Source organism: Sulfitobacter sp. S190, from assembly GCF_025141935.1.
Lineage (GTDB): Bacteria > Pseudomonadota > Alphaproteobacteria > Rhodobacterales > Rhodobacteraceae > Sulfitobacter.
In genome coordinates this window covers 2,005,726-2,024,154 of sequence record NZ_CP081120.1, presented here as the reverse complement: position 1 = coordinate 2,024,154, position 18,429 = coordinate 2,005,726, and the positions used below count along the sequence as shown (strand labels likewise).

Genomic DNA, 18,429 nt, shown 5'->3' with positions numbered 1-18,429 from the left:
CGCTTTGCCGTGAAAGGCCAGCGGTTTTAGCGCCGCAGGACGGCCCCGATGGCTGCGGTCAGGGCAAAGGCCAGTGCCGCGGCCGCCACGATGCTGGGTCCGGTCGGTGTGTCGAGCCGGAACGAGCCCCAGAGCCCTGCCAGCACCGCTGCCCCCGCCAGCGCGCTGGCGCCTGCCGCCATGGTTTCGGGCGTGCGCGCCAGGGGCCGTGCGGCGGCGGCGGGGATCACCAGCATGGCCGCGATCAGCAGCGCGCCGACGACCTTGATCGCCACTGCGACCGTCACGGCCAGTGCCAGCGTCAGCACCAGTTGTTCGCGCCGCGGGTTGAGCCCGCTGGCGCTGGCCAGATCGGGCGAGAGCGTGCTGGTCAACAGTGCCTGCCAGCGCCACGCCAGCAGCCCCACCACCACCGCGGCCCCTGACCAGATCACCACCAGATCGCCGCGTGTCACGGCGAGAATTTCACCGAAGAGATAGCTGTCGAGGTCCACGCGCACCTGTCCCGATAGAGACACGGCCACCAGACCCAGCGCCAGCGCGGCGTGCGCCAGCACCCCCAGCAGCGCGTCGGTGCCCAGTTGCCGCTGTCCCAGCCCCGAGACCAGAAGTGCCATCGCCAGCGCCACCGCGAGCACGCCTGCAAAGACCGGCAAATCGGTGGCGAGCGCCAGCGCCACGCCTAAGAGGGCCGCGTGGCTGGTGGCGTCGCCGAAGTAGGCCATGCGCCGCCAGATCACAAAACACCCCAGCGGTGCCGCGGCCAGCGCCACGCCCAGCCCGGCCAGCAGCGCGCGGATCGCAAAATCGTCGAGCATCAGGCCGCTCCTTCGTGATGGTCGTGCGCATGATCGTGGTCATGGTCATGGTCGTGATCATGGTGGTGGCGGTAGAGCGCTAGTGCGCCTTGGGTGCCGGTGCCGAAGAGGGCGCGGTATTCGGGGGCGTCGGCCACAACGTGCGGCGCACCTTCGCAGCAGACGTGCCCGTTGAGGCACAGGACCCGGTCGGAGGCGGCCATCACCACGTGCAGATCGTGGCTGACCATCAGCACCGCGCAGCCCCGTGCGGCACGCACCGCTTCGATCTGGCGGTAGAAGCTGGCGGCACCGGGTTGGTCGAGCCCCTGGGTGGCTTCGTCGAGGATCAGGATGTCGGGGTCCGACAGGAGCGCCCGCGCCAGCAGGACCCGCTGGAATTGCCCGCCCGACAGCGCCGCAAGCTGGCGGTTGCCCAGATCGGAGGCACCCGCCGTGGCAAGCGCGGCGGCGGTGGCGTCGGGGGCGGCCCGCCGCGGCAGGCCGAGAAACCGGGTGACGGTGATGGGCAGGGTGGCGTCGATCGACAGGCTTTGCGGGACGTAGCCGATGCGCAGACCGTCCCGCCGTCTGATGCTGCCGGAGGTGGCGGGCAGCGCCCCGATCAGCGCCCGAAGCAGCGAGGATTTGCCCGACCCGTTGGGCCCGACGATGGTGACGATTTCGCCCGCCGAGAGGCTGAGGTTCACGCCGCGCAGCACGGTGTTGCCGCCGTAGCCGAGCGTGAGATTGCGTGTTTCGATCAGTGTCATTCAGTGTCTTCCTGGCAAGCGGGGCAGAGGCCCTGTGCCTCGACCACGGTGCGTTCGATTTTGAAGCCCGCGGCGCGGGCCGCGTCGCCCAACCGGCCGGCGGCCGGATCGGTGCCCGCCTCGGCGACCGACTGGCAGGCGCGGCAAATCAGAAAGGCGGGGGCGTGATCGCGGCCCAGATGGGCGCAGGCCACGTAGGCATTGAGCGCTTCGATCTTATGGGCGAACCCCGCCTTGACCAGAAAATCGAGCGCCCTGTAAGCCACGGGCGGACCCGCGCCCAGCCCTTCGGCGGTCAGATGCGCCAGCAGGTCGTAGGCCCCCAGCGCCCGGTGCTCGGCCAGCAGGATTTCCAGCGCCCGGCGGCGCACGGGGGTCAGCCGCAAACCGGTGTCCGCGCAATGGCTTTCGGCCTCGCGCAGGGTCGATGCGACACAGGCGGTGTGATCGTGGTCATGAAAGGCGATGGGGTCAGACATGATGTCTCCGTCCGTTTGTCGGGGATTGATATGTTATAACATCGCTGTTAGCAAGATGCCGAATCCTGATTTTGGAGAGAGATGATGACCCCATTCCTGCGCGCCGCACTGGCCGGTTTTACGCTAAGCACGCAGGCGGTTGCCGCCGATGTGCCCAAGGTGGTCACGGATATTGCGCCGGTGGCGGCGATCGTGGCGCGGGTGATGGATGGGGTAGGAACGCCCGAGGTGCTGGTCCAGCCGGGCACGTCGCCCCATGATTACGCGATGCGCCCGTCGGACGCCCGTGCGCTGGGGCAGGCGGATATGGTGGTCTGGATCGGCCCGTCACTGACCGGATGGATGCGCGACCCGATAGAGACGCTGGGCGCGGATGCCACGACGCTGACATTGCTGGAGGTGGAGGGAACGCAGCTGCTGGAATTCCGGACGGGGGTGACCTTTGAGGCGCATGACCACGGTCACGGTGAGGGCGCGGAGGGGCATGACGGTCACGAGGACCATGGCGATCATGCGGATCACGAGGACCATGAGGATCACGGCGACCACAAGGACCACGATGATCACGGGGACCATGAGGCCCACGGCGCGGACGAGGATCATGCGGTCCACGAAGATCACGCGGACCATGGCGACCATCACGGGCATGACGGTGTCGATCCGCATGCGTGGCTGGACCCTGTGAACGGGGCGGTCTGGGCAGCGTCGATTGCGCAGGCCCTCTCAGAACAGGATCCGCAGAATGCGCAAACCTATACGGCGAATGCCCAAGCCCTGCAGGCCGAGCTGGAGACGCTGCGCCAGACGCTGGCCGAAGAGCTGGCGCCGGTGCAGGATGTGCCGTTTCTGGTGCTGCACGATGCGTTTCATTATTTCGAGGCCCGTTTCGGGATCGAGGCGGTGGGGGCTGTGTCGCTTGGCGATGCGGTCAGCCCCGGACCCGCGCGGGTGCAGGCGCTGCGCGATGCGCTGAGCGAAACGCCCGTGCGCTGTGCCTTTGCCGAGCCGCAGATCGATCCTGCCCTGTTGCAGGTCGCGGTCGAGGGTCATGACACGGCAATTGGCACGCTCGACCCGTTGGGCGGCGATTCCTACGTTGGAATGCTGCGCAATCTGGGGCAGGCGTTGGTCGCGTGTCTGGGCGGTCAGGCACCCAGCACGAAGTAACGCACGATGCCGTAGGCGTAGAGCGCGCTGAACACGATGTTGATGTATTTCAGCTGTGGTTCGGTGCGCAGCCAGCCGCAGAACACCCAGATCAGACAGAACGGCAGGCCGAACAGCATCGCGGCCAGTTGTCTGTCCTGCACGATCGACACGGTACTGCACAGGCCGAGCGCCAGCGCCACCCACTTCAACGGCTGCTCGAACCGAGCCAGCTTCAAAAGCGTCATTTCCAGAACTTTCAGGTAAACAGCGCCGTGGACCCGGCGGTCTGCCGGGCGCAGAATAAAGCAGGCCGGGCCCCCGGGCAAGGGGGCGGTCGCGCGTCAGGCCCCGCCGGTGGGGCGGGGCCGTTGGACATCTGCGCGACGGTCAGAGGGCGATTTTGCCGCCGCCGGTTTTGGTGACCACCACCACGGAGGGGCGCGGCGGCATGTCGGGGTCGAAATCGGGCCAGCGCGTGGCGGGATCTTCGAAGGTGGAGGCGCGCTCGAACCCTTCGAGATCCTTGGTGCCGTCGGTGCCCGGGTGCTGGACCGCCAGAAATAGCGTTTCGTTGTCGTCGGTGAAATAGGGGCCGCACATTTCACCCCCCACGGGGCAGCGGAAGAAGAGCTTGGACGTGCCGCGCGCTTGTCCTTCGGTTTCGAGCGCGTAGAGCCCGTCCGATTTGCCGGTCTTGGCCCAGTTGGACCCTTGGTCCGTCGACACCCACAGCCGCCCGTCCGCGTCGATGGCGGCATTGTCGGGTGACCCGAACCAGCCGTTTTCCGATGTGTCGGGGTTCCAGATCGCGCCCACTTCGGCCACCGCAGGATCGCCGCATTGCACCAGGATGGACCAGGTGCCGGTGGTGGCCGCGTGATCGCCGCCGTCTTCCTTGATCTCGATGATGTGGCCAAAGGCGCTTTCGGGGCGGGGGTTGGCGGCGTTGACCTGATCGGGTTTGCGTTTGGAGTTGTTGGTCAGCATGACATAAATCGTGCCGTCGCCACGCGGTTGCGCGTCTTCGGGGCGGTCCATCGGGGTGGCGCCCATCAGATCGGCCGCCATGCGCGTGTCGATCAGCACGTCCGCCTGATCGTCAAAGCCGTTTTCGGCCGTCAGCGGGCCGGTCCCGTGCACGAGCGGCAGCCACGTCACGGTGCCGTCCGCATCGAAGCGCGCGGCATAGAGCGTGCCGTCCGACATCAGCGTTGATCCGAAGCCTTCATCGCCGGTCACCGTGCCGCCAGAGACGTATTTGTACATGTAGTCGAAGCGGTTGTCGTCGCCCGAGTAGACCACCAGCTTGCCGCTGGAGGACACGGTGGTTTCGGCCCCTTCGTGGCGAAAGCGCCCCATCGCGGTGTGTTTGATCGGCAGCGCGTCGGGGTTGCGGGGGTCGACCTCGACGATCCAGCCCCAGCGGTTGGGTTCATTGGGTTCGCGGTCGATGTTCCAGCGGTCGTGGTATTTGCCCCAGGCGTACCACATGCCCGGCACGCCGTAGCGTCCGTTGCGCCGGGCGGTGGCTTCTTCCATGCCGGTGACGTCCGGTTTGCCCTCGGCGTCGACCTTGTCGGTCCAGAAATAGCCGTGGAAGTTTTCTTCGGCCATCAGGTAGGTGCCCCAGGGCGTCATGCCGCCCGCGCAGTTGTTCACGGTCCCGATCACGGTCATGCCGTCGGGATCGGCGTTGGTCTGCATGCGCGGATGGCCCGCGGCAGGGCCCGAGAACGTCATGTCGGTGCTGTGGGGCGTGATGCGGCGGTTATAGGGGCTGTCGCGCACCAGCGCCCATTTGCCATCCGTGCCCTTGGCGATTTCCACGACCGAGCCGCCGTGGGCGGCCATTTCGATGTCCACCAGTTCGCGCGTCATGCCGGTGAAACCGGCGCGGTCCTGACGGCCCAGTCCGGGGAACATCACCTCTTCGTTGGTGTATTCGTGGTTCACGCACAGCAGGCCGCGGGTGCCGGTGTCGTCCAGCGCGGTAAAGCCCACGTAATCGTTGTTGTAGCCGAATTGCTGCAACTGCGCGTCCGCGGTCTGGTTCATGACGTCGAACTCCGGCGCGTCGGCGGTGATCGGATCGCCCCAGCGCAGCAGGATGTCGGCCTCGTAGCCGTCGGCGACGTGGTGGGTGGTGTCGTTGCCCCATGCCAGTTCGGAGAAGTTGTAGCGGCTGGTGCTTGCGGCGGCGGCCCCCTTGGGCGCGATCAGCGCGGAGGTGCCGAAAAGCGCGGTGGTGGCGCTGACGGCAAGTGCGCCGCGGAACAGTTCGCGCCGCGAATAGCGTTCGGAGATGACCTCGCCGATGGTGCGCTGCAGGTTGGGATTGGTGGGAATGTCGTCGAAGGCCTCGAAGGCTTCGGCCTTGTTGCCGATGGCGGGATCGTTGAGGATTTCTTTGCGGGTCATGTGCGTGCTCCGGTCTGGCGTGTGGGTCTGGCTGAGCCTGCCGCGCGGGCGCTACAGGTTTGTGACAGGGCCGTGACAAGTGGGTGACACAACTATACCGAGAAAATCCGCCATCGGGCAACGCGCTCGTCCGGTGGCGGAATCCTGCCAATAGCACCTAGGCGCGGGTGATCAGACCCGCGTAGCAGCCGCGCGCGGCGAAATGCGCGTGGATGTAGGCGACCTGCGGATCGGCCAGCAACGTCTCGATCGCGTCGGCGCAATCGGCGCCGTCGACAAGCGCGGCGTCGGCGATCATGCCATCCGTGTCAAAGCCCCGCAGCGACAGGGTGCGCTGCTGCAACACCTCGGGGATGTGATCGGTCCGGTCGTAGGCGTCTTGCGCGCCTTCCTTGATGTAGATCGCGTGCGCGGCGCGGTAGGGCGAGGCGTGCGGCTGGTGCGTGTGGTTGAGCAGCAGCACCGAGTCGCCGACTTCCAGATCGGTCATGGTGATGCGGTCGGGCACGCCGGGGCTGCTGTCGACGCGGCTGCGGTGGATGTTCCGGGCGGCAAGCTGGCTGTCGCTTTGGCCGAAGAGGGGGGCGAAGGGGGCGGGATCAAGCCCGCGGATACGAAAGGACATCATAGGCTCCTGAAAGGTTGTGGTGCCGGAAGATGTGCCAAAGGGAGGCGCTTGGGCGAAACCCGTTTCCTGCGCATTCAGACGAACTGGTCAACAAGCTCGGGGATCTGCTTGCGAAATTTGAAAAAACCGGCGGTGGCGTGCGGCCATGCCGCGGTATCGATGGCGCGGCGGACTTCGCTGATGGGCGGGGTCGCGTCGGATTTACGGAGCGATTTCAACGTGCTGCGGACCGTACCGACCGGTGCGTGCGGGGTGATGATGTGATCGAGGCCGGATTTGGCCGCCCAGTCGGTGACCTCTGCTGCTTCGGTCATGTGCTGCGCATCGGGCCAAACGTCGGCCACGAGTGCGGCGCGGAAATCGGTGACCATCGCGGCCGTGGCCCACGGGCTTTGCGCGGCGGTCCGGTCGAGATAGGCGACGCTGGCGGGCGTGATGCCGTGCGCCGCGAGGAACGGTGCCATCATATCGTCGCTGTGCAGCAAGAGCCCCACGCGGTCCCCCGGTGCGCCCGCGCAGGCGGCAATGTCGGGCAGCGGTTGACGCTCGGGCGGTTTGGGGCCAGCCACCGGCGGCGCGTCGGTGGCGAGCCCTTGCACGCCGACAAAGCGGCCATCGGTGAATTTGGCGATGTTGGAGGGGCGGGCGAGGTAGGTCTTGCCCTGCGTCTGGACGCCCGCGACCCAACGCCAGCTGAGCGTGTTGACCGCCGCGTCACCGTCGAGCAGGTGGCGCAGGAAGAAGTCTGCGCCCAATTGCCACGGCAGATCGAGCGTGAAGATCCAGATGGAGGCGAACCACATGCGCGCGTGGTTGTGCAGATACCCCGTTTGCGCCAGTTCGCGCGCCCAGTGGTCGAAGGGCGCGAGCCCCGTGTCGCCGGTGCAGGCCGCTTCCCACCGCTGGCGCAGGCCCGATTGCGTCTGGATGTCGTTGCGCAGCCGCTGCAGATCGTCGAGGTACTGGGCCCAGACGGCGGGGCGCTGTTCCATCCAGCCTTTCCAGTAGGTCCGCCACCAGACTTCGGCGATGAATTTTTCCGCCGCATCGGCCCCGTGATGGTCCAGCGCCGCGCGGGTCAGATCCGCTTCGTCGAGCAGTTTCATCCGCACGTAAGGCGACAGCGTTGATACGTGGCTGTGCGCGCCCGCACCCAGATCGAAGTTGCGTTTGGCGGCATAGGCGCGCCCCGCGTCGGGGGCGAAACCGTCGAGCCGCGCGGTGGCTGCGGCACGGGTGGGCGGGAAGTGTTCGAGTGCATCTGTCATGGCGAGGCGAGGTAGGGCGCGGGGCGACTGCTTCAAGCCTGATCAACGTCAGGTTGCGCCCGGGCACGCCTTACCACGCGGCAATGGTTCGCGCCCCCTTGAAGCCCCCCCGCAGCGCCATTAGTCTTTGCTCAAAGCAGCGGCGGGTATGGTCCCGTGTTGCGGATAACAAAGGCACCCCGATTATGCACGATCCCGTTGAAACATATATGAATCTCGTTCCCATGGTCGTCGAGCAGACCAGCCGCGGCGAACGGGCCTACGACATTTTCTCGCGCCTGTTGAAGGAGCGGATCATCTTTCTCAATGGGCCGGTGCATGACGGCATGTCCAGCCTGATCGTGGCGCAGCTGCTGCACCTCGAGGCGGAGAACCCGTCGAAAGAGATTTCGATGTACATCAACAGCCCCGGTGGCGTGGTGACATCGGGTCTGTCGATCTATGACACGATGCAGTACATCCGCCCCAAGGTCAGCACGCTGGTCATCGGGCAGGCGGCATCGATGGGGTCGTTGCTGTTGCAGGCGGGCGAGAAGGGCATGCGGTTCTCGCTGCCAAACAGCCGTGTGATGGTGCACCAGCCTTCGGGCGGATACCAGGGTCAGGCGACCGACATCATGATCCACGCCCAGGAAACCCAGAAGCTCAAGACGCGCCTCAACGAGATTTACGTCAAGCACACCGGCCAGACGCTCAAGGCGGTCGAGAATGCGCTGGAGCGTGACAACTTCATGTCGCCCGAAGAAGCCAAGGACTGGGGTCTCATCGACGAGATCGTCGAGAGCCGCGGCAAGGCGGACGACGACGACAAGAAGGGCAAGTAAGCCACAAGCGGGCACCGGCGGGGTTTATGAGGTTGTAGGACCGCCGGTGCTGCCTTAGACTTGGAAAACAGCATATTTTGCGGCCCGGTTGCATTACGATCGGGCGGCACCGCACTCACAAAGACCTGAAAGGGTTCACATGGCCAATTCATCCAGCGGCGACGGCAAAAACACCCTCTATTGCAGCTTCTGCGGCAAGAGCCAGCATGAAGTACGCAAGTTGATCGCGGGTCCGACCGTGTTCATCTGCGATGAGTGTGTCGAGCTGTGCATGGACATCATTCGCGAGGAAACCAAGGCGTCCGGTCTCAAGGCGACGGACGGCGTGCCCACCCCCAAGGACATCTGCGAGGTTCTGGACGATTACGTGATCGGTCAGGCGATGGCCAAGCGTGTTCTGTCGGTGGCCGTGCACAACCACTACAAGCGGCTCAACCACGCCCAGAAGGGCGGCGAGATCGAGCTGGCGAAATCAAACATCCTGCTGATCGGCCCCACAGGCTGCGGCAAGACGCTGCTGGCGCAGACGCTGGCGCGGATTCTGGACGTGCCGTTCACCATGGCGGACGCCACCACGCTGACCGAGGCGGGGTATGTCGGTGAGGACGTGGAGAACATCATCCTAAAGCTGCTGCAGGCCTCCGAGTACAATGTGGAGCGCGCGCAGCGCGGCATCGTCTATATTGACGAGGTCGACAAGATCACGCGCAAATCCGAAAATCCCTCCATCACCCGCGACGTGTCGGGCGAGGGCGTGCAGCAGGCCTTGCTCAAGCTGATGGAAGGCACCGTGGCTTCCGTGCCGCCGCAGGGCGGGCGCAAGCATCCCCAGCAGGAATTCCTGCAGGTCGACACCACCAACATCCTGTTCATCTGCGGTGGCGCCTTTGCCGGTCTCGACAAGATCATCAAGGCCCGTGGCAAGGGCAGCGCGATGGGCTTTGGTGCCGACGTGCGCGACGACAGCGATGCGGGTATCGGCGAGACTTTCCAGGAGCTGGAACCCGAAGATCTGTTGAAATTCGGTCTGATCCCGGAATTTGTCGGTCGTCTGCCGGTTCTGGCGACGCTGGAGGATCTGGACGAAGATGCGCTGGTGACGATTCTGACGGCGCCCAAGAACGCGCTGGTCAAACAGTACCAGCGTCTGTTCGAGTTGGAGGACACGACGCTGACCTTTACCGAAGACGCGCTGAGTGCCATCGCCAAACGCGCCATCGAGCGCAAGACCGGTGCACGGGGTCTGCGGTCGATCCTCGAGGACATCCTGCTCGATACGATGTTCGAATTGCCGGGACTGGATTCGGTGACCGAAGTTGTCGTCAATGAAGAGGCCGTGAATTCCGATGCGGCGCCTTTGATGATCCACGCCGAGGCCGAAAAAGAGCCCGCAAGCGCAGGCTAAGTATCTGAAAATGTTTTTGAAAGGCGGGGCTGGTCCCCGCCTTTTCGCGTTTTGGCGAAACGGATGGTGCAGGGTAAAGGGCGCAGGTGACACCGGCGTTCCGATGTGATAGTTAGCCTTATGGCTAACCAAAATGCTGATCTCCTGTCGCCCCTGCTGGCAGCCCTTGCCGATCCCACGCGCCGCGCGGTGGTGCGGGCGCTGGGGCAGGGGCCGCAGGCAGTATCTAAGCTGGCGGCAGCCCATGACATGGCCCTGCCCAGCTTTCTCAAGCACATCGACCGGATGGAGCGGGCGGGGTTGATCGTCACCCGCAAATCCGGGCGCGTGCGGACCTGTCAGCTGCAGCCCGAGGGCTTGCGCCCGCTGCAGGACTGGCTGGCCCGCGAACACGCCCGCTGGGGCAGCGGCCTTGACCGGCTGGCCGCCCATCTCGACGCCACTGAAAAGGAGAAACGCCAATGACCGCTCAATTCGGAGAGCTCCGCTTCGACCGCACCCTTGATGCACCGCCCGCGCGGGTGTTCGAGGCGCTGACCCATCCCGCAGACCGCATGGCATGGGGACCGCCCGACACCGGCCACGTGGTGGAGATCGACCCCGATGCGCCCCCGCCCGCCGCAGGGCTGCGTGAACACGCCCGCTGCGGACCGCGCGACACGCCTTACGTCGATGTGACGACCGATTGGGTGCTGATGGAGCCACCCGGCCTGCTGGTCTATGTCGAGACCCTTGCCGCAGAGGGCCAGACGCTGGGCACCAGTCTTGCGACCTTCGAGGTGACTGCCGACGGGGCGGGCACCGCCTTGCGGGTGACCGTGCAGGTGGTCAGTTTCGTCGGCGACGAGATGCTGGGCGAGGTCGAGGGCGGCTGGACCCATGCGCTCGACAATCTGGTGCAGCACCTGCGCGCCCATTGACCCCGCCCGCGCCCTGCGGCCAAATGGGCCGACACGCGCAAAGGGGGCAATCATGGCGATCAGGCGTATTCATTCGGGCGGCGCGTTCGAGCCGCAGGTCGGGTATTGCCGGGCCGTCGTGGCGGGCGGGTTTGTCCATGTGGCGGGCACCGTAGGGCAGGGTGATACGGTCACGGACCAATGCGCCGATGCCCTGTCGATCATTCATGCCGCCCTGCGCGAGGCGGGCGCGGATTGGTCCGATGTGTTGCGCGTTACTTATATGCTGCCCGACCGCGAAGAGTTCGCGCCGTGCTGGCCCCTGCTTTCCCAGACGTTCGGGGCGCACCCGCCCGCGGCCACGATGATCGAATGCGGATTGATCGACCCCGAATACCGCATCGAAATCGAGGTGACGGCGCTGTTGCCGGGCTAACCAGCACTGGACCTTTGCCGCAAGGTAGGCCATATCGGGATCACCCTATTTCGGAGGCACCCATGGGACTTCTCAACACATTGCTGCGGGCCGTGACCTGGTGGAATGGTCAGACCCTCAACACCCAGCTTTTCACCTGGCGCAAGGGCGAGAAAGTGGGCGAGGACGATCAGGGCAACGTCTTTTACCGCAACGCGGACGACAGCCGCCGCTGGGTGATCTTCAACGGTGAGGCCGAGGCCAGCCGCGTATCGCCCGAGTGGCACGGTTGGCTGCACCGCACATGGGACGAGCCGCCCACCGACCGGCCGCTGGTGCGCAAGGACTGGGAAAAGCCGCATCAGGAAAACCTGACCGGCACGGCATTGGCTTATGCGCCTGCCGGGTCCATCCGCCGCGAAAACCCCGCCGACCGTGGCGACTACGAGGCGTGGAGCCCCGAGTAAGCCCCGACGTGCTGCCCTCTCTCCCTTTCGAGATCGGATAAAGACATGCGCCGCCTTCTCCTAGCTTTTGGTATGCTCGCCGCCTCGGCCGTTTCGGCCCAGCAGGCGACGACGGCCAGCGGCGCGGTGCTGCGGGCGCTGGACAAGACGTCGGGCAATACGGTCGACATCACGGTACCCAGCGGTCAGGGCGCACGCATTGGCCGGATGCAGGTCGTCGTCAAGGAGTGCCGCTATCCCGCGGGCAACCCGTCGGGCGATGCTTTCGTGGCGTTGGAAGTGTCCGAGGTGGGGCAGGCCGGCACAGTGTTCAGCGGCTGGATGATCGCCTCTGCGCCCGCGCTGAACGCGATGGAGCATCCGCGCTACGACATCTGGGTCATGCGCTGCACGACATCCTGAAAACCGGTGTAATCGGCCTGGCGAAAGATGCCGGTGCGGGCCTTGGCGTGCGCCAGTTTGGCCTGATACTGGGCGCGGGGGATTTCGATGGCCCCCAGCGTGGCCAGATGCGCCGTCAGAAACTGTGTATCGAACAGGGTAAAGCCGCCCGAGTTCAGATGATCTACAAGGCAGCACAGCGCCATTTTTGACCCGTTTGTCGCCCCCGAAAACATGCTTTCGCCAAAGAAGGCTGCGCCCAGTACGACCCCGTAGACACCCCCGACGAGCCTGCCGTCTTCCCAGACTTCGGCGGAGTGGGCATGGCCGTTGGCGTGCAGCGCGAGGTAGAGGTCGCGGATTTCTTCGTTGATCCATGTGTCGCGGCGGTTCGCGCAGCCCGCCAGCACGCCCGCAAAATCCCGGTCGGTCGTGAAGCGCCGGGTGCTGTGCCGCATGGCGCGGCGCAGCGAGCGGGACAGGTGGAATCCGTCAAGCGGCAGAATGCCCCGCTGCCGCGGATCGACCCAGAAAATCTCGGGGTCGTCGCGGCTTTCGGCCATGGGGAAGATACCGACGCTGTAGCCATGCAGCAGCAGTTCGGGTGTTATCTCCCCCATATGGCTCAGCCGGAGCCCAGATTGGTTTCGAGCCAGTGTTCCAGCCAGTGGATGTTGTAATCCCCCTTGTGGATGGCCTCTTCCTGCAAGAGCGCGTGGAAGAGCGGCACGGTGGTGTCGACGCCGTCCACGATCAATTCGCCCAAGGCGCGGTTGAGCCGGGCCAGCGCTTCGGGCCGGTCGCGTCCGTGCACGATCAGCTTGCCGATCAGGCTGTCGTAGTAGGGCGGGATCGAATAGCCGTCATAGAGCGCCGAATCCATCCGAACGCCCAGACCGCCGGGGGCGTGATACTGGGTGATCTTGCCCGGGCAGGGCCGGAAATCGGGCAGCTTTTCGGCGTTGATGCGCACCTCGATGGCGTGGCCGTTGATCTGCAGGTCCTCTTGCGTGAACGACATCGGCAGCCCTTCGGCGACGCGGATCTGTTCGCGCACCAGATCGACGCCGAAGATGGCTTCGGTCACGGGATGCTCGACCTGCAGGCGGGTGTTCATTTCGATGAAGTAGAACTCGCCATTCTCATACAGAAATTCGATCGTGCCCGCGCCGATATAGTTGATGCGGGCCACGGCGTCGGCGCAGATCTTGCCGATGCGGTCGCGCTCCTCGGGGGTGATGGAGGGGCCGGGGGCTTCCTCGAACACCTTCTGGTGGCGCCGCTGGAGCGAGCAGTCCCGCTCGCCCAGATGGACCGCGCGGCCTTTGCCATCGCCGAACACCTGAATTTCGATGTGCCGCGGCGTGGTGAGATATTTCTCGATATAGACTTCGTCGTTGCCGAAGTTGGATTTGCCCTCCGCACGTGCGGTCCGGTAGGCTTTTTCCATATCCTTGGCCGAGGTCGCGACCTTCATGCCCTTGCCGCCGCCGCCGGCGGTCGCCTTGATGATCACGGGATAGCCGAATTCCTCGCCGATCTTCAGCGCATCCTCGAGCGTGTCCACGCCGCCGTCGGAGCCCGGCACACAAGGCACACCGAGTTCTTTCATCGTGTCCTTGGCGGTGATCTTGTCGCCCATGACGCGGATGTGGTCGGCGGTGGGGCCGATGAACGTCAGGCCGTGATCCTGAATGATCTGCACAAACCCCGCGTTTTCGGACAAAAAGCCGTAGCCGGGGTGGATGGCCTCGGCGCCGGTGATTTCGCATGCGGCGATGATCGAGGGGATCGACAGGTACGATTGCGTCGAGGACGGCGGGCCGATGCAGACGGATTCGTCGGCCATGCGCACGTGCATCGCGTCGCTGTCGGCGGTGGAGTGCACGGCGACGCTGCCGATGCCCATTTCGCGCGCGGCGCGGATCACGCGCAGGGCGATTTCACCGCGGTTGGCGACCAGTATCTTTTTGAACATGAACCGCCCCCTTTATTCGAGGATGACGAGCGGCGCGCCAAATTCGACGGCGGCCCCGTCTTCGACCAGAATGCGTTTCACCGTGCCGGATTTGGGCGCGGGGATGTGGTTCATGGTTTTCATCGCCTCCACGATCAGCAACGTGTCGCCTTCGCTGACCTGTGCGCCGACGCTGATGAAGGCGGGCGAGCCGGGTTCGGGCTGCATGTAGACGGTGCCGACCATGGGCGAGGAAACGGCACCGGGGTGCGATGCAGGATCGTCGGTGGCCGCGGCAGGAGCGGCGCTTGCGCCGGCGGCCGGTTCGGCCATGGCGGCGGCGGGTGCGGCAGACACCATCGGCGCGGGTGCGGCGTGCATCTGCTGGGCGACGACCTGTTGGGGTGGTTTGCGCGAGACCCGGACATTGAGGCTGTCGTCTTCGGCGTAATCGCGTTTGACCTGCAGTTCCGTCAGGTCGTTTTCGTTCAGCAGTTCGGCCAGCGCCTTGATAAAGGCCACATCGGCGTCGTGGGTGTTCTTTGTCATTTAATGTCCTCGACCGTTGCGAAGGGGGGCCTTTGAGGTGGCCCGTTGCTCGGGCCGCTTATATGGCATGCACAACAGCAAGGAAAGCCGCGACTTTACGCAGGGGCCACAGGGGTTTGCGGCCGGGGCAGGCGGGCCGGGCAGAAAAAAGCCCCGCCGCGAACGGCAGGGCGAAATCGTTACGGGAAAACCGGGGGCGTCAGATGGCGAGATATTCCGCGCGCAACTGTTCGTTTTCGAGCACTTCCTGCGCCGAGCCGTCAAAGACCACGCCGCCGGTGTCGAGGATCACCGCGCGGTCCGCCAGTTTCAGCGCCCGCACCGCGTTCTGTTCGACCAGAATGGTGGTGATGCCCTGCGATTTGATGATTTCGAGCGTTTTTTCGATTTCATCCACGATCACCGGTGCCAGCCCTTCGTAGGGTTCATCAAGCAGCAACACCTTGATGTCGCGGCACAGCGCACGGGCGATGGCGAGCATCTGTTGCTCACCGCCCGACAGGGTCACGCCTTCCTGGTTCTTGCGCTCGCCCAGACGGGGAAAAAGCTCATAGACCCTTTCGATGGACCAGCCCACGGGCGGGGCGATCTGCGCGAGTTTGAGATTTTCCTCGACCGTGAGGCCCGCGATGATGCGCCGGTCTTCGGGCACGAGGCCCAACCCTGCCGCCGCCGCCTGATGGCTTTTCATGGTGTGCAGCGGTTGGTGGTCGAGCCAGACCTCGCCTTTCTTCAGCTCCGGATCGCCGATCTGGGCGATGGTGCGCAGGGTCGAGGTTTTGCCCGCCCCGTTGCGCCCCAGAAGGGCGAGGATCTCGCCTTCGTGGACGTTGAAGCTGACGCCCTGGACGATGTAGCTTTCGCCGTAGTAGGCGTGGATGTCCCAGACCGACAGGAAGGCAGGCGCCGTTCTGGCGTGGTTTGCGTTTTTATCGAGTGTTGCGGTGGTCATGTTCTGTGTCCTCACGCGGCCTGGGTTTCGCCAAGGTAGGCTTCTTTGACCTTGGGGTGGCCCTTGATGTTTTCGGGCGTGTCTTCGACCAGCGGTGTGCCCTGCGCCAACACGGTGATGCGCTGTGCGAGGCTGAACACCACGTGCATGTCATGCTCGATGATCGCGATGGTGATGTCGCGTTCCTCGGAGATCTGTTTGAGCAGGTCGATGGTGTTGTTGGTATCGGCCCGCGCCATGCCCGCCGTCGGTTCATCCAGCAGCAGCAGCCGCGGCCCCTGTGCCAGACACATGCCGATTTCGAGCCGCCGTTTGTCGCCGCGCGACAGCGACGAGGCCGTCATCATCCGTTTGTCGGCCATATTCATGTCGTGCAGCATCTCTTCGGCCTTGTCGAGGATATCGCCCTGTTTGACCACCCGGCTGATCGCGTTGAGCTGGAAGGCCCCGTCGCGTTTGGCAAAGCAGGGGATGAGCATGTTTTCCAGCACCGTCAGATCGCCGAAAATCTCGGGCGTCTGGAACACGCGGGAGATGCCCATCTGGTTGATCTCGTAGGGTTTGCGCCCCAGCACCGATTGCCCGTCGAACATCACCGACCCCGAATCCGGGATCAGTTTGCCCACCAGACAGTTCAGGAGCGTGGATTTGCCCGCCCCGTTCGGCCCGATGATCGCGTGCACCGAGTTTTCCGCAACGCTGAGGTTCACATCCCCCAGCGCCTGAAGGCCGCCGAAGCGTTTGCCGACATTTTTGACTTCAAGAATACCCATTGTCAGCGCTCCTTATTCGGCGGGGGGTGATTGACGCTGTTCTGCGGCTTGCAGTTCGGCGTCTTGCGATTTGCGGTCACGGCGGCGGAAGACACGGCCGATGCGTTGGCCGCCTTCGACCAGACCACCGGGCAGGAAGATCACCACCAGCATGAACAGCAGGCCCAGTGTCAGGTGCCAGCCCTTGCCCATGAAGGGGTAGAGCAGCGACACGAAGATGTCCTGCAGCCCCTCCGGCATGAAGGCGAACCAGCCTTCCAGCGTGGCCTTGTTGATCTTGGAGAAGATGTTCTCGAAGTACTTGATGAAGCCCGCGCCCAGCACCGGCCCGATCAACGTGCCTGCACCGCCGAGGATGGTCATCAGCACCACTTCGCCAGAGGCGGTCCACTGCATCCGTTCGGCGCCGGCCAGCGGATCCATCGCCGCCATCAGACCGCCCGCGAGGCCCGCGTACATGCCGGAGATCACGAAGGCCGCCAGCGTGTAGGGTTTGGTGTTCAGGCCGGTATAGTTCATCCGCTGCTGGTTCGATTTCACCGCCCGCAGCATCATGCCGAAGGGCGAGCGGAAGATACGGATCGCCAGATAGAAGGCTAGGATCATGATGATCGCGCAGAAGTAGTAGCCCGCGTTGAAATCGAACGACCACGCGCCAAGGTCCATCCGGTAGGTCGAGCGCATCTCGAACAGGCCCAGCAGGTGCGGCACGGTTTCCCATTCGTTGATCAGGATCTGCGGATCGGAGGTATAGACCTGCAGGCCGGTTTCACCGTTGGTGATGGTCGTGCCCACGAAGCGGCCCAGAAGGTCCGAATAGCTGATCGCGAACATCATCTGCGCGAAGGCCAGTGTCAGGATCGAGAAGTAGATGCCCGAGCGGCGCAGGCTGATGAAGCCGATCGCCAGCGCGAACAGCGCCGAGATCAGCACCGACAGCACAAGGCCCGGCAGCACGTTGTAATCGAGCAGCTTGTACATCCATACCACCGCGTAGGACCCCACGCCGAGGAACGCCGCGTGGCCGAACGACAGGTACCCTGTCAGGCCGAACAGCAGGTTGAAGCCGATGGCGAAGATGCCGAAGATCACGAACCGTTGCATCAGGTCGGGATAGCCCGCGTTGAACTGCGCCATGGCGCTGTCGGCGGGGAAAGGGTTGAGGATGAAGGGGGCGAACAGAGCAAGCACCGTCACCACCAGAAGAAGCGAAAGATCGCGTTTGGCTAGTCCGAACATGGATTATTCCTCCATCACGCCGCGACGGCCCATCAGGCCCCGTGGACGTGTCAGCAAGATGATGATGGCCACCACATAAATGATGATCTGGTCGATACCGGGCAGGATGGCCTTGACCTCGTTCATGGAAGCAAAGCTTTCGAGGATGCCCAGCATGAAGCCCGCGAGCACCGCACCGGGCAGAGAGCCCATGCCCCCCACGACCACCACGACGAAGCTCAGCACCAGAAAGTCCATGCCCATGTGGTAGTTGGGCGAGTTGATCGGCGCGTACATGACCCCGGCCAGCCCCGCCACCGCGGCGGCGATGCCGAACATGATGGTAAAGCGGCGGTCGATGTCGATGCCCAGAAGACCCACGGTTTCACGGTCGGCCATACCGGCCCGCACGACCATCCCGAAGGTGGTGAACTGCAGGAAGGCGAACACCAGACCGATGATCAGCGCCGAGAAGCCGAAGTAGATCAGCCGCCAGTAGGGGTAGATCACCGCATTGGGATCCATGCCCAGCAGCATCCCGAAGTCGAAGCTGCCCTTGAACGCGTCGGGGGCAGGGGTGGGGATCGGGTTGGCCCCGTAGAAATACTTGATCACTTCCTGCAGCACGATCGCCAGACCGAAAGTCACGAGGATCTGGTCGGCGTGGGGGCGTTTGTAGAAGTGTTTGATCAGCCCGCGTTCCATCACGAAGCCGATGAATAGCATCACCGGGATCGCCAGAAGGATCGCCAGAGGCACCGACCAGTCGATGATCGCGGCCCCCGTCTCGGGACCGAACCAGCTTTGGACGTAGGGTGTTTCGACCTTGAGCGGATTGCCCAGAAAGTCCTTTTGCGTGGGGTCTTCGGTGACCGAGCTGAGCGTCAGGACACGTTGCAGCGTCACCGAGCAGAACGCCCCTATCATGAAAAGAGCGCCGTGGGCGAAGTTCACCACCCCGAGCGTGCCGAAGATGAGCGTCAGACCGAGGGCGATCAACGCATACGCGGAGCCCTTGTCCAGACCGTTCAGAATTTGAAGAAGGATTGCGTCCATTGTCTCCACCTAAGCGAAAGG

Annotated in this window: 22 protein-coding genes; 8 read left to right on the top strand and 14 right to left on the bottom strand. The window is 64.4% G+C overall.

Translation table 11 applies throughout. The features are described from left to right. Positions 1-26: 26 nt before the first annotated feature. Genes K3756_RS10265 through K3756_RS10255 form a run of 3 tightly spaced genes read right to left on the bottom strand, consistent with a single transcriptional unit; the run spans position 27 to position 2,049 of the window. Positions 27-818, bottom strand: a complete 792-nt coding sequence (locus K3756_RS10265) for a metal ABC transporter permease (protein WP_259987121.1) — start codon at positions 816-818, stop codon at positions 27-29. Then, positions 818-1,570, bottom strand: a complete 753-nt coding sequence (locus K3756_RS10260; RefSeq protein WP_259987119.1) for a metal ABC transporter ATP-binding protein — start codon at positions 1,568-1,570, stop codon at positions 818-820. Before K3756_RS10260 ends, K3756_RS10265 begins: the two co-directional genes overlap by 1 nt. Then, the gene (locus K3756_RS10255) at positions 1,567-2,049 is read right to left on the bottom strand and encodes a transcriptional repressor (RefSeq protein WP_259987118.1); all 483 of its coding nucleotides are present in this window, start codon (positions 2,047-2,049) and stop codon (positions 1,567-1,569) included. Before K3756_RS10255 ends, K3756_RS10260 begins: the two co-directional genes overlap by 4 nt. 84 nt (positions 2,050-2,133) lie before the next feature. Between K3756_RS10255 and K3756_RS10250 the strand changes: the two genes are divergently transcribed. After that, a complete protein-coding gene (locus K3756_RS10250; protein ID WP_259987116.1) occupies positions 2,134-3,216 on the top strand; it encodes a zinc ABC transporter substrate-binding protein in 1,083 nt (360 codons plus the stop codon). Here the strand turns inward: K3756_RS10250 and K3756_RS10245 are convergent. From K3756_RS10245 to K3756_RS10230, 4 genes are all read right to left on the bottom strand, one after another. Further along, complete coding sequence (locus K3756_RS10245; RefSeq protein ID WP_259987114.1) at positions 3,195-3,443, bottom strand: peptidase; 249 nt, start codon at positions 3,441-3,443, stop codon at positions 3,195-3,197. The two genes, K3756_RS10250 and K3756_RS10245, sit on opposite strands and share 22 nt — an antisense overlap. Positions 3,444-3,585: 142 nt before the next feature. Next, positions 3,586-5,616, bottom strand: a complete 2,031-nt coding sequence (locus tag K3756_RS10240; RefSeq protein WP_259987112.1) for a PhoX family phosphatase — start codon at positions 5,614-5,616, stop codon at positions 3,586-3,588. Positions 5,617-5,773: 157 nt separating this feature from the next. Further along, the gene (locus K3756_RS10235; protein WP_259987110.1) at positions 5,774-6,241 is read right to left on the bottom strand and encodes a DUF1203 domain-containing protein; all 468 of its coding nucleotides are present in this window, start codon (positions 6,239-6,241) and stop codon (positions 5,774-5,776) included. A 77-nt stretch (positions 6,242-6,318) separates the two neighbouring features. Next, complete coding sequence (locus K3756_RS10230) at positions 6,319-7,512, bottom strand: FAD-binding domain-containing protein (protein WP_259987109.1); 1,194 nt, start codon at positions 7,510-7,512, stop codon at positions 6,319-6,321. Between the two features lie 185 nt (positions 7,513-7,697). Between K3756_RS10230 and K3756_RS10225 the strand changes: the two genes are divergently transcribed. The 7 genes from K3756_RS10225 (at position 7,698) to K3756_RS10195 (ending at position 11,924) form a co-directional block, all read left to right on the top strand. After that, on the top strand, positions 7,698-8,336 hold the full coding sequence (locus K3756_RS10225; protein ID WP_259987108.1) for an ATP-dependent Clp protease proteolytic subunit: 639 nt from the start codon (positions 7,698-7,700) through the stop codon (positions 8,334-8,336). Positions 8,337-8,475: 139 nt separating this feature from the next. Continuing rightward, entirely contained in the window at positions 8,476-9,741 is a 1,266-nt protein-coding gene (gene clpX, locus K3756_RS10220; protein WP_259987106.1) for an ATP-dependent Clp protease ATP-binding subunit ClpX, read from the top strand. A gap of 120 nt (positions 9,742-9,861) precedes the next feature. After that, positions 9,862-10,206 carry a helix-turn-helix transcriptional regulator gene (locus K3756_RS10215; protein ID WP_259987105.1) on the top strand — a complete coding sequence of 115 codons (345 nt, stop codon included), beginning with the start codon at positions 9,862-9,864 and terminating at the stop codon, positions 10,204-10,206. Continuing rightward, a complete protein-coding gene (locus K3756_RS10210) occupies positions 10,203-10,661 on the top strand; it encodes an SRPBCC family protein (RefSeq protein ID WP_259987104.1) in 459 nt (152 codons plus the stop codon). The genes K3756_RS10215 and K3756_RS10210 overlap by 4 nt, the downstream gene beginning before the upstream one ends. 52 nt (positions 10,662-10,713) lie before the next feature. Beyond that, positions 10,714-11,076, top strand: coding sequence for a RidA family protein (locus K3756_RS10205; protein WP_259987103.1), 363 nt, complete (start codon positions 10,714-10,716; stop codon positions 11,074-11,076). Between the two features lie 62 nt (positions 11,077-11,138). Then, a complete protein-coding gene (locus K3756_RS10200) occupies positions 11,139-11,522 on the top strand; it encodes an NADH:ubiquinone oxidoreductase subunit NDUFA12 (protein WP_259987102.1) in 384 nt (127 codons plus the stop codon). Between the two features lie 45 nt (positions 11,523-11,567). Continuing rightward, positions 11,568-11,924: a DUF2155 domain-containing protein gene (locus K3756_RS10195; protein ID WP_259987101.1), complete on the top strand. Its 357-nt coding sequence runs from the start codon at positions 11,568-11,570 to the stop codon at positions 11,922-11,924. Here the strand turns inward: K3756_RS10195 and aat are convergent. The 7 genes from aat to K3756_RS10160 all read right to left on the bottom strand — a co-directional run bounded on the left by aat (position 11,888) and on the right by K3756_RS10160 (position 18,408). Then, positions 11,888-12,523: a leucyl/phenylalanyl-tRNA--protein transferase gene (aat, locus tag K3756_RS10190; protein WP_259987100.1), complete on the bottom strand. Its 636-nt coding sequence runs from the start codon at positions 12,521-12,523 to the stop codon at positions 11,888-11,890. The two genes, K3756_RS10195 and aat, sit on opposite strands and share 37 nt — an antisense overlap. Before the next feature lie 5 nt (positions 12,524-12,528). After that, complete coding sequence (gene accC, locus K3756_RS10185; protein WP_259987098.1) at positions 12,529-13,881, bottom strand: acetyl-CoA carboxylase biotin carboxylase subunit; 1,353 nt, start codon at positions 13,879-13,881, stop codon at positions 12,529-12,531. A gap of 12 nt (positions 13,882-13,893) precedes the next feature. Next, on the bottom strand, positions 13,894-14,409 hold the full coding sequence (gene accB / locus K3756_RS10180) for an acetyl-CoA carboxylase biotin carboxyl carrier protein (protein WP_259987096.1): 516 nt from the start codon (positions 14,407-14,409) through the stop codon (positions 13,894-13,896). Between the two features lie 199 nt (positions 14,410-14,608). Next, positions 14,609-15,361 carry an ABC transporter ATP-binding protein gene (locus K3756_RS10175; protein WP_259987094.1) on the bottom strand — a complete coding sequence of 251 codons (753 nt, stop codon included), beginning with the start codon at positions 15,359-15,361 and terminating at the stop codon, positions 14,609-14,611. Between the two features lie 11 nt (positions 15,362-15,372). Then, positions 15,373-16,134 (bottom strand): ABC transporter ATP-binding protein, encoded by a 762-nt coding sequence (locus K3756_RS10170; protein ID WP_259987092.1) that lies wholly within the window; start codon positions 16,132-16,134, stop codon positions 15,373-15,375. Positions 16,135-16,146: 12 nt separating this feature from the next. Continuing rightward, positions 16,147-17,373 carry a branched-chain amino acid ABC transporter permease gene (locus K3756_RS10165; RefSeq protein WP_259987089.1) on the bottom strand — a complete coding sequence of 409 codons (1,227 nt, stop codon included), beginning with the start codon at positions 17,371-17,373 and terminating at the stop codon, positions 16,147-16,149. Positions 17,374-17,376: 3 nt separating this feature from the next. Then, entirely contained in the window at positions 17,377-18,408 is a 1,032-nt protein-coding gene (locus K3756_RS10160; RefSeq protein ID WP_259987087.1) for a branched-chain amino acid ABC transporter permease, read from the bottom strand. Positions 18,409-18,429: the final 21 nt, after the last annotated feature.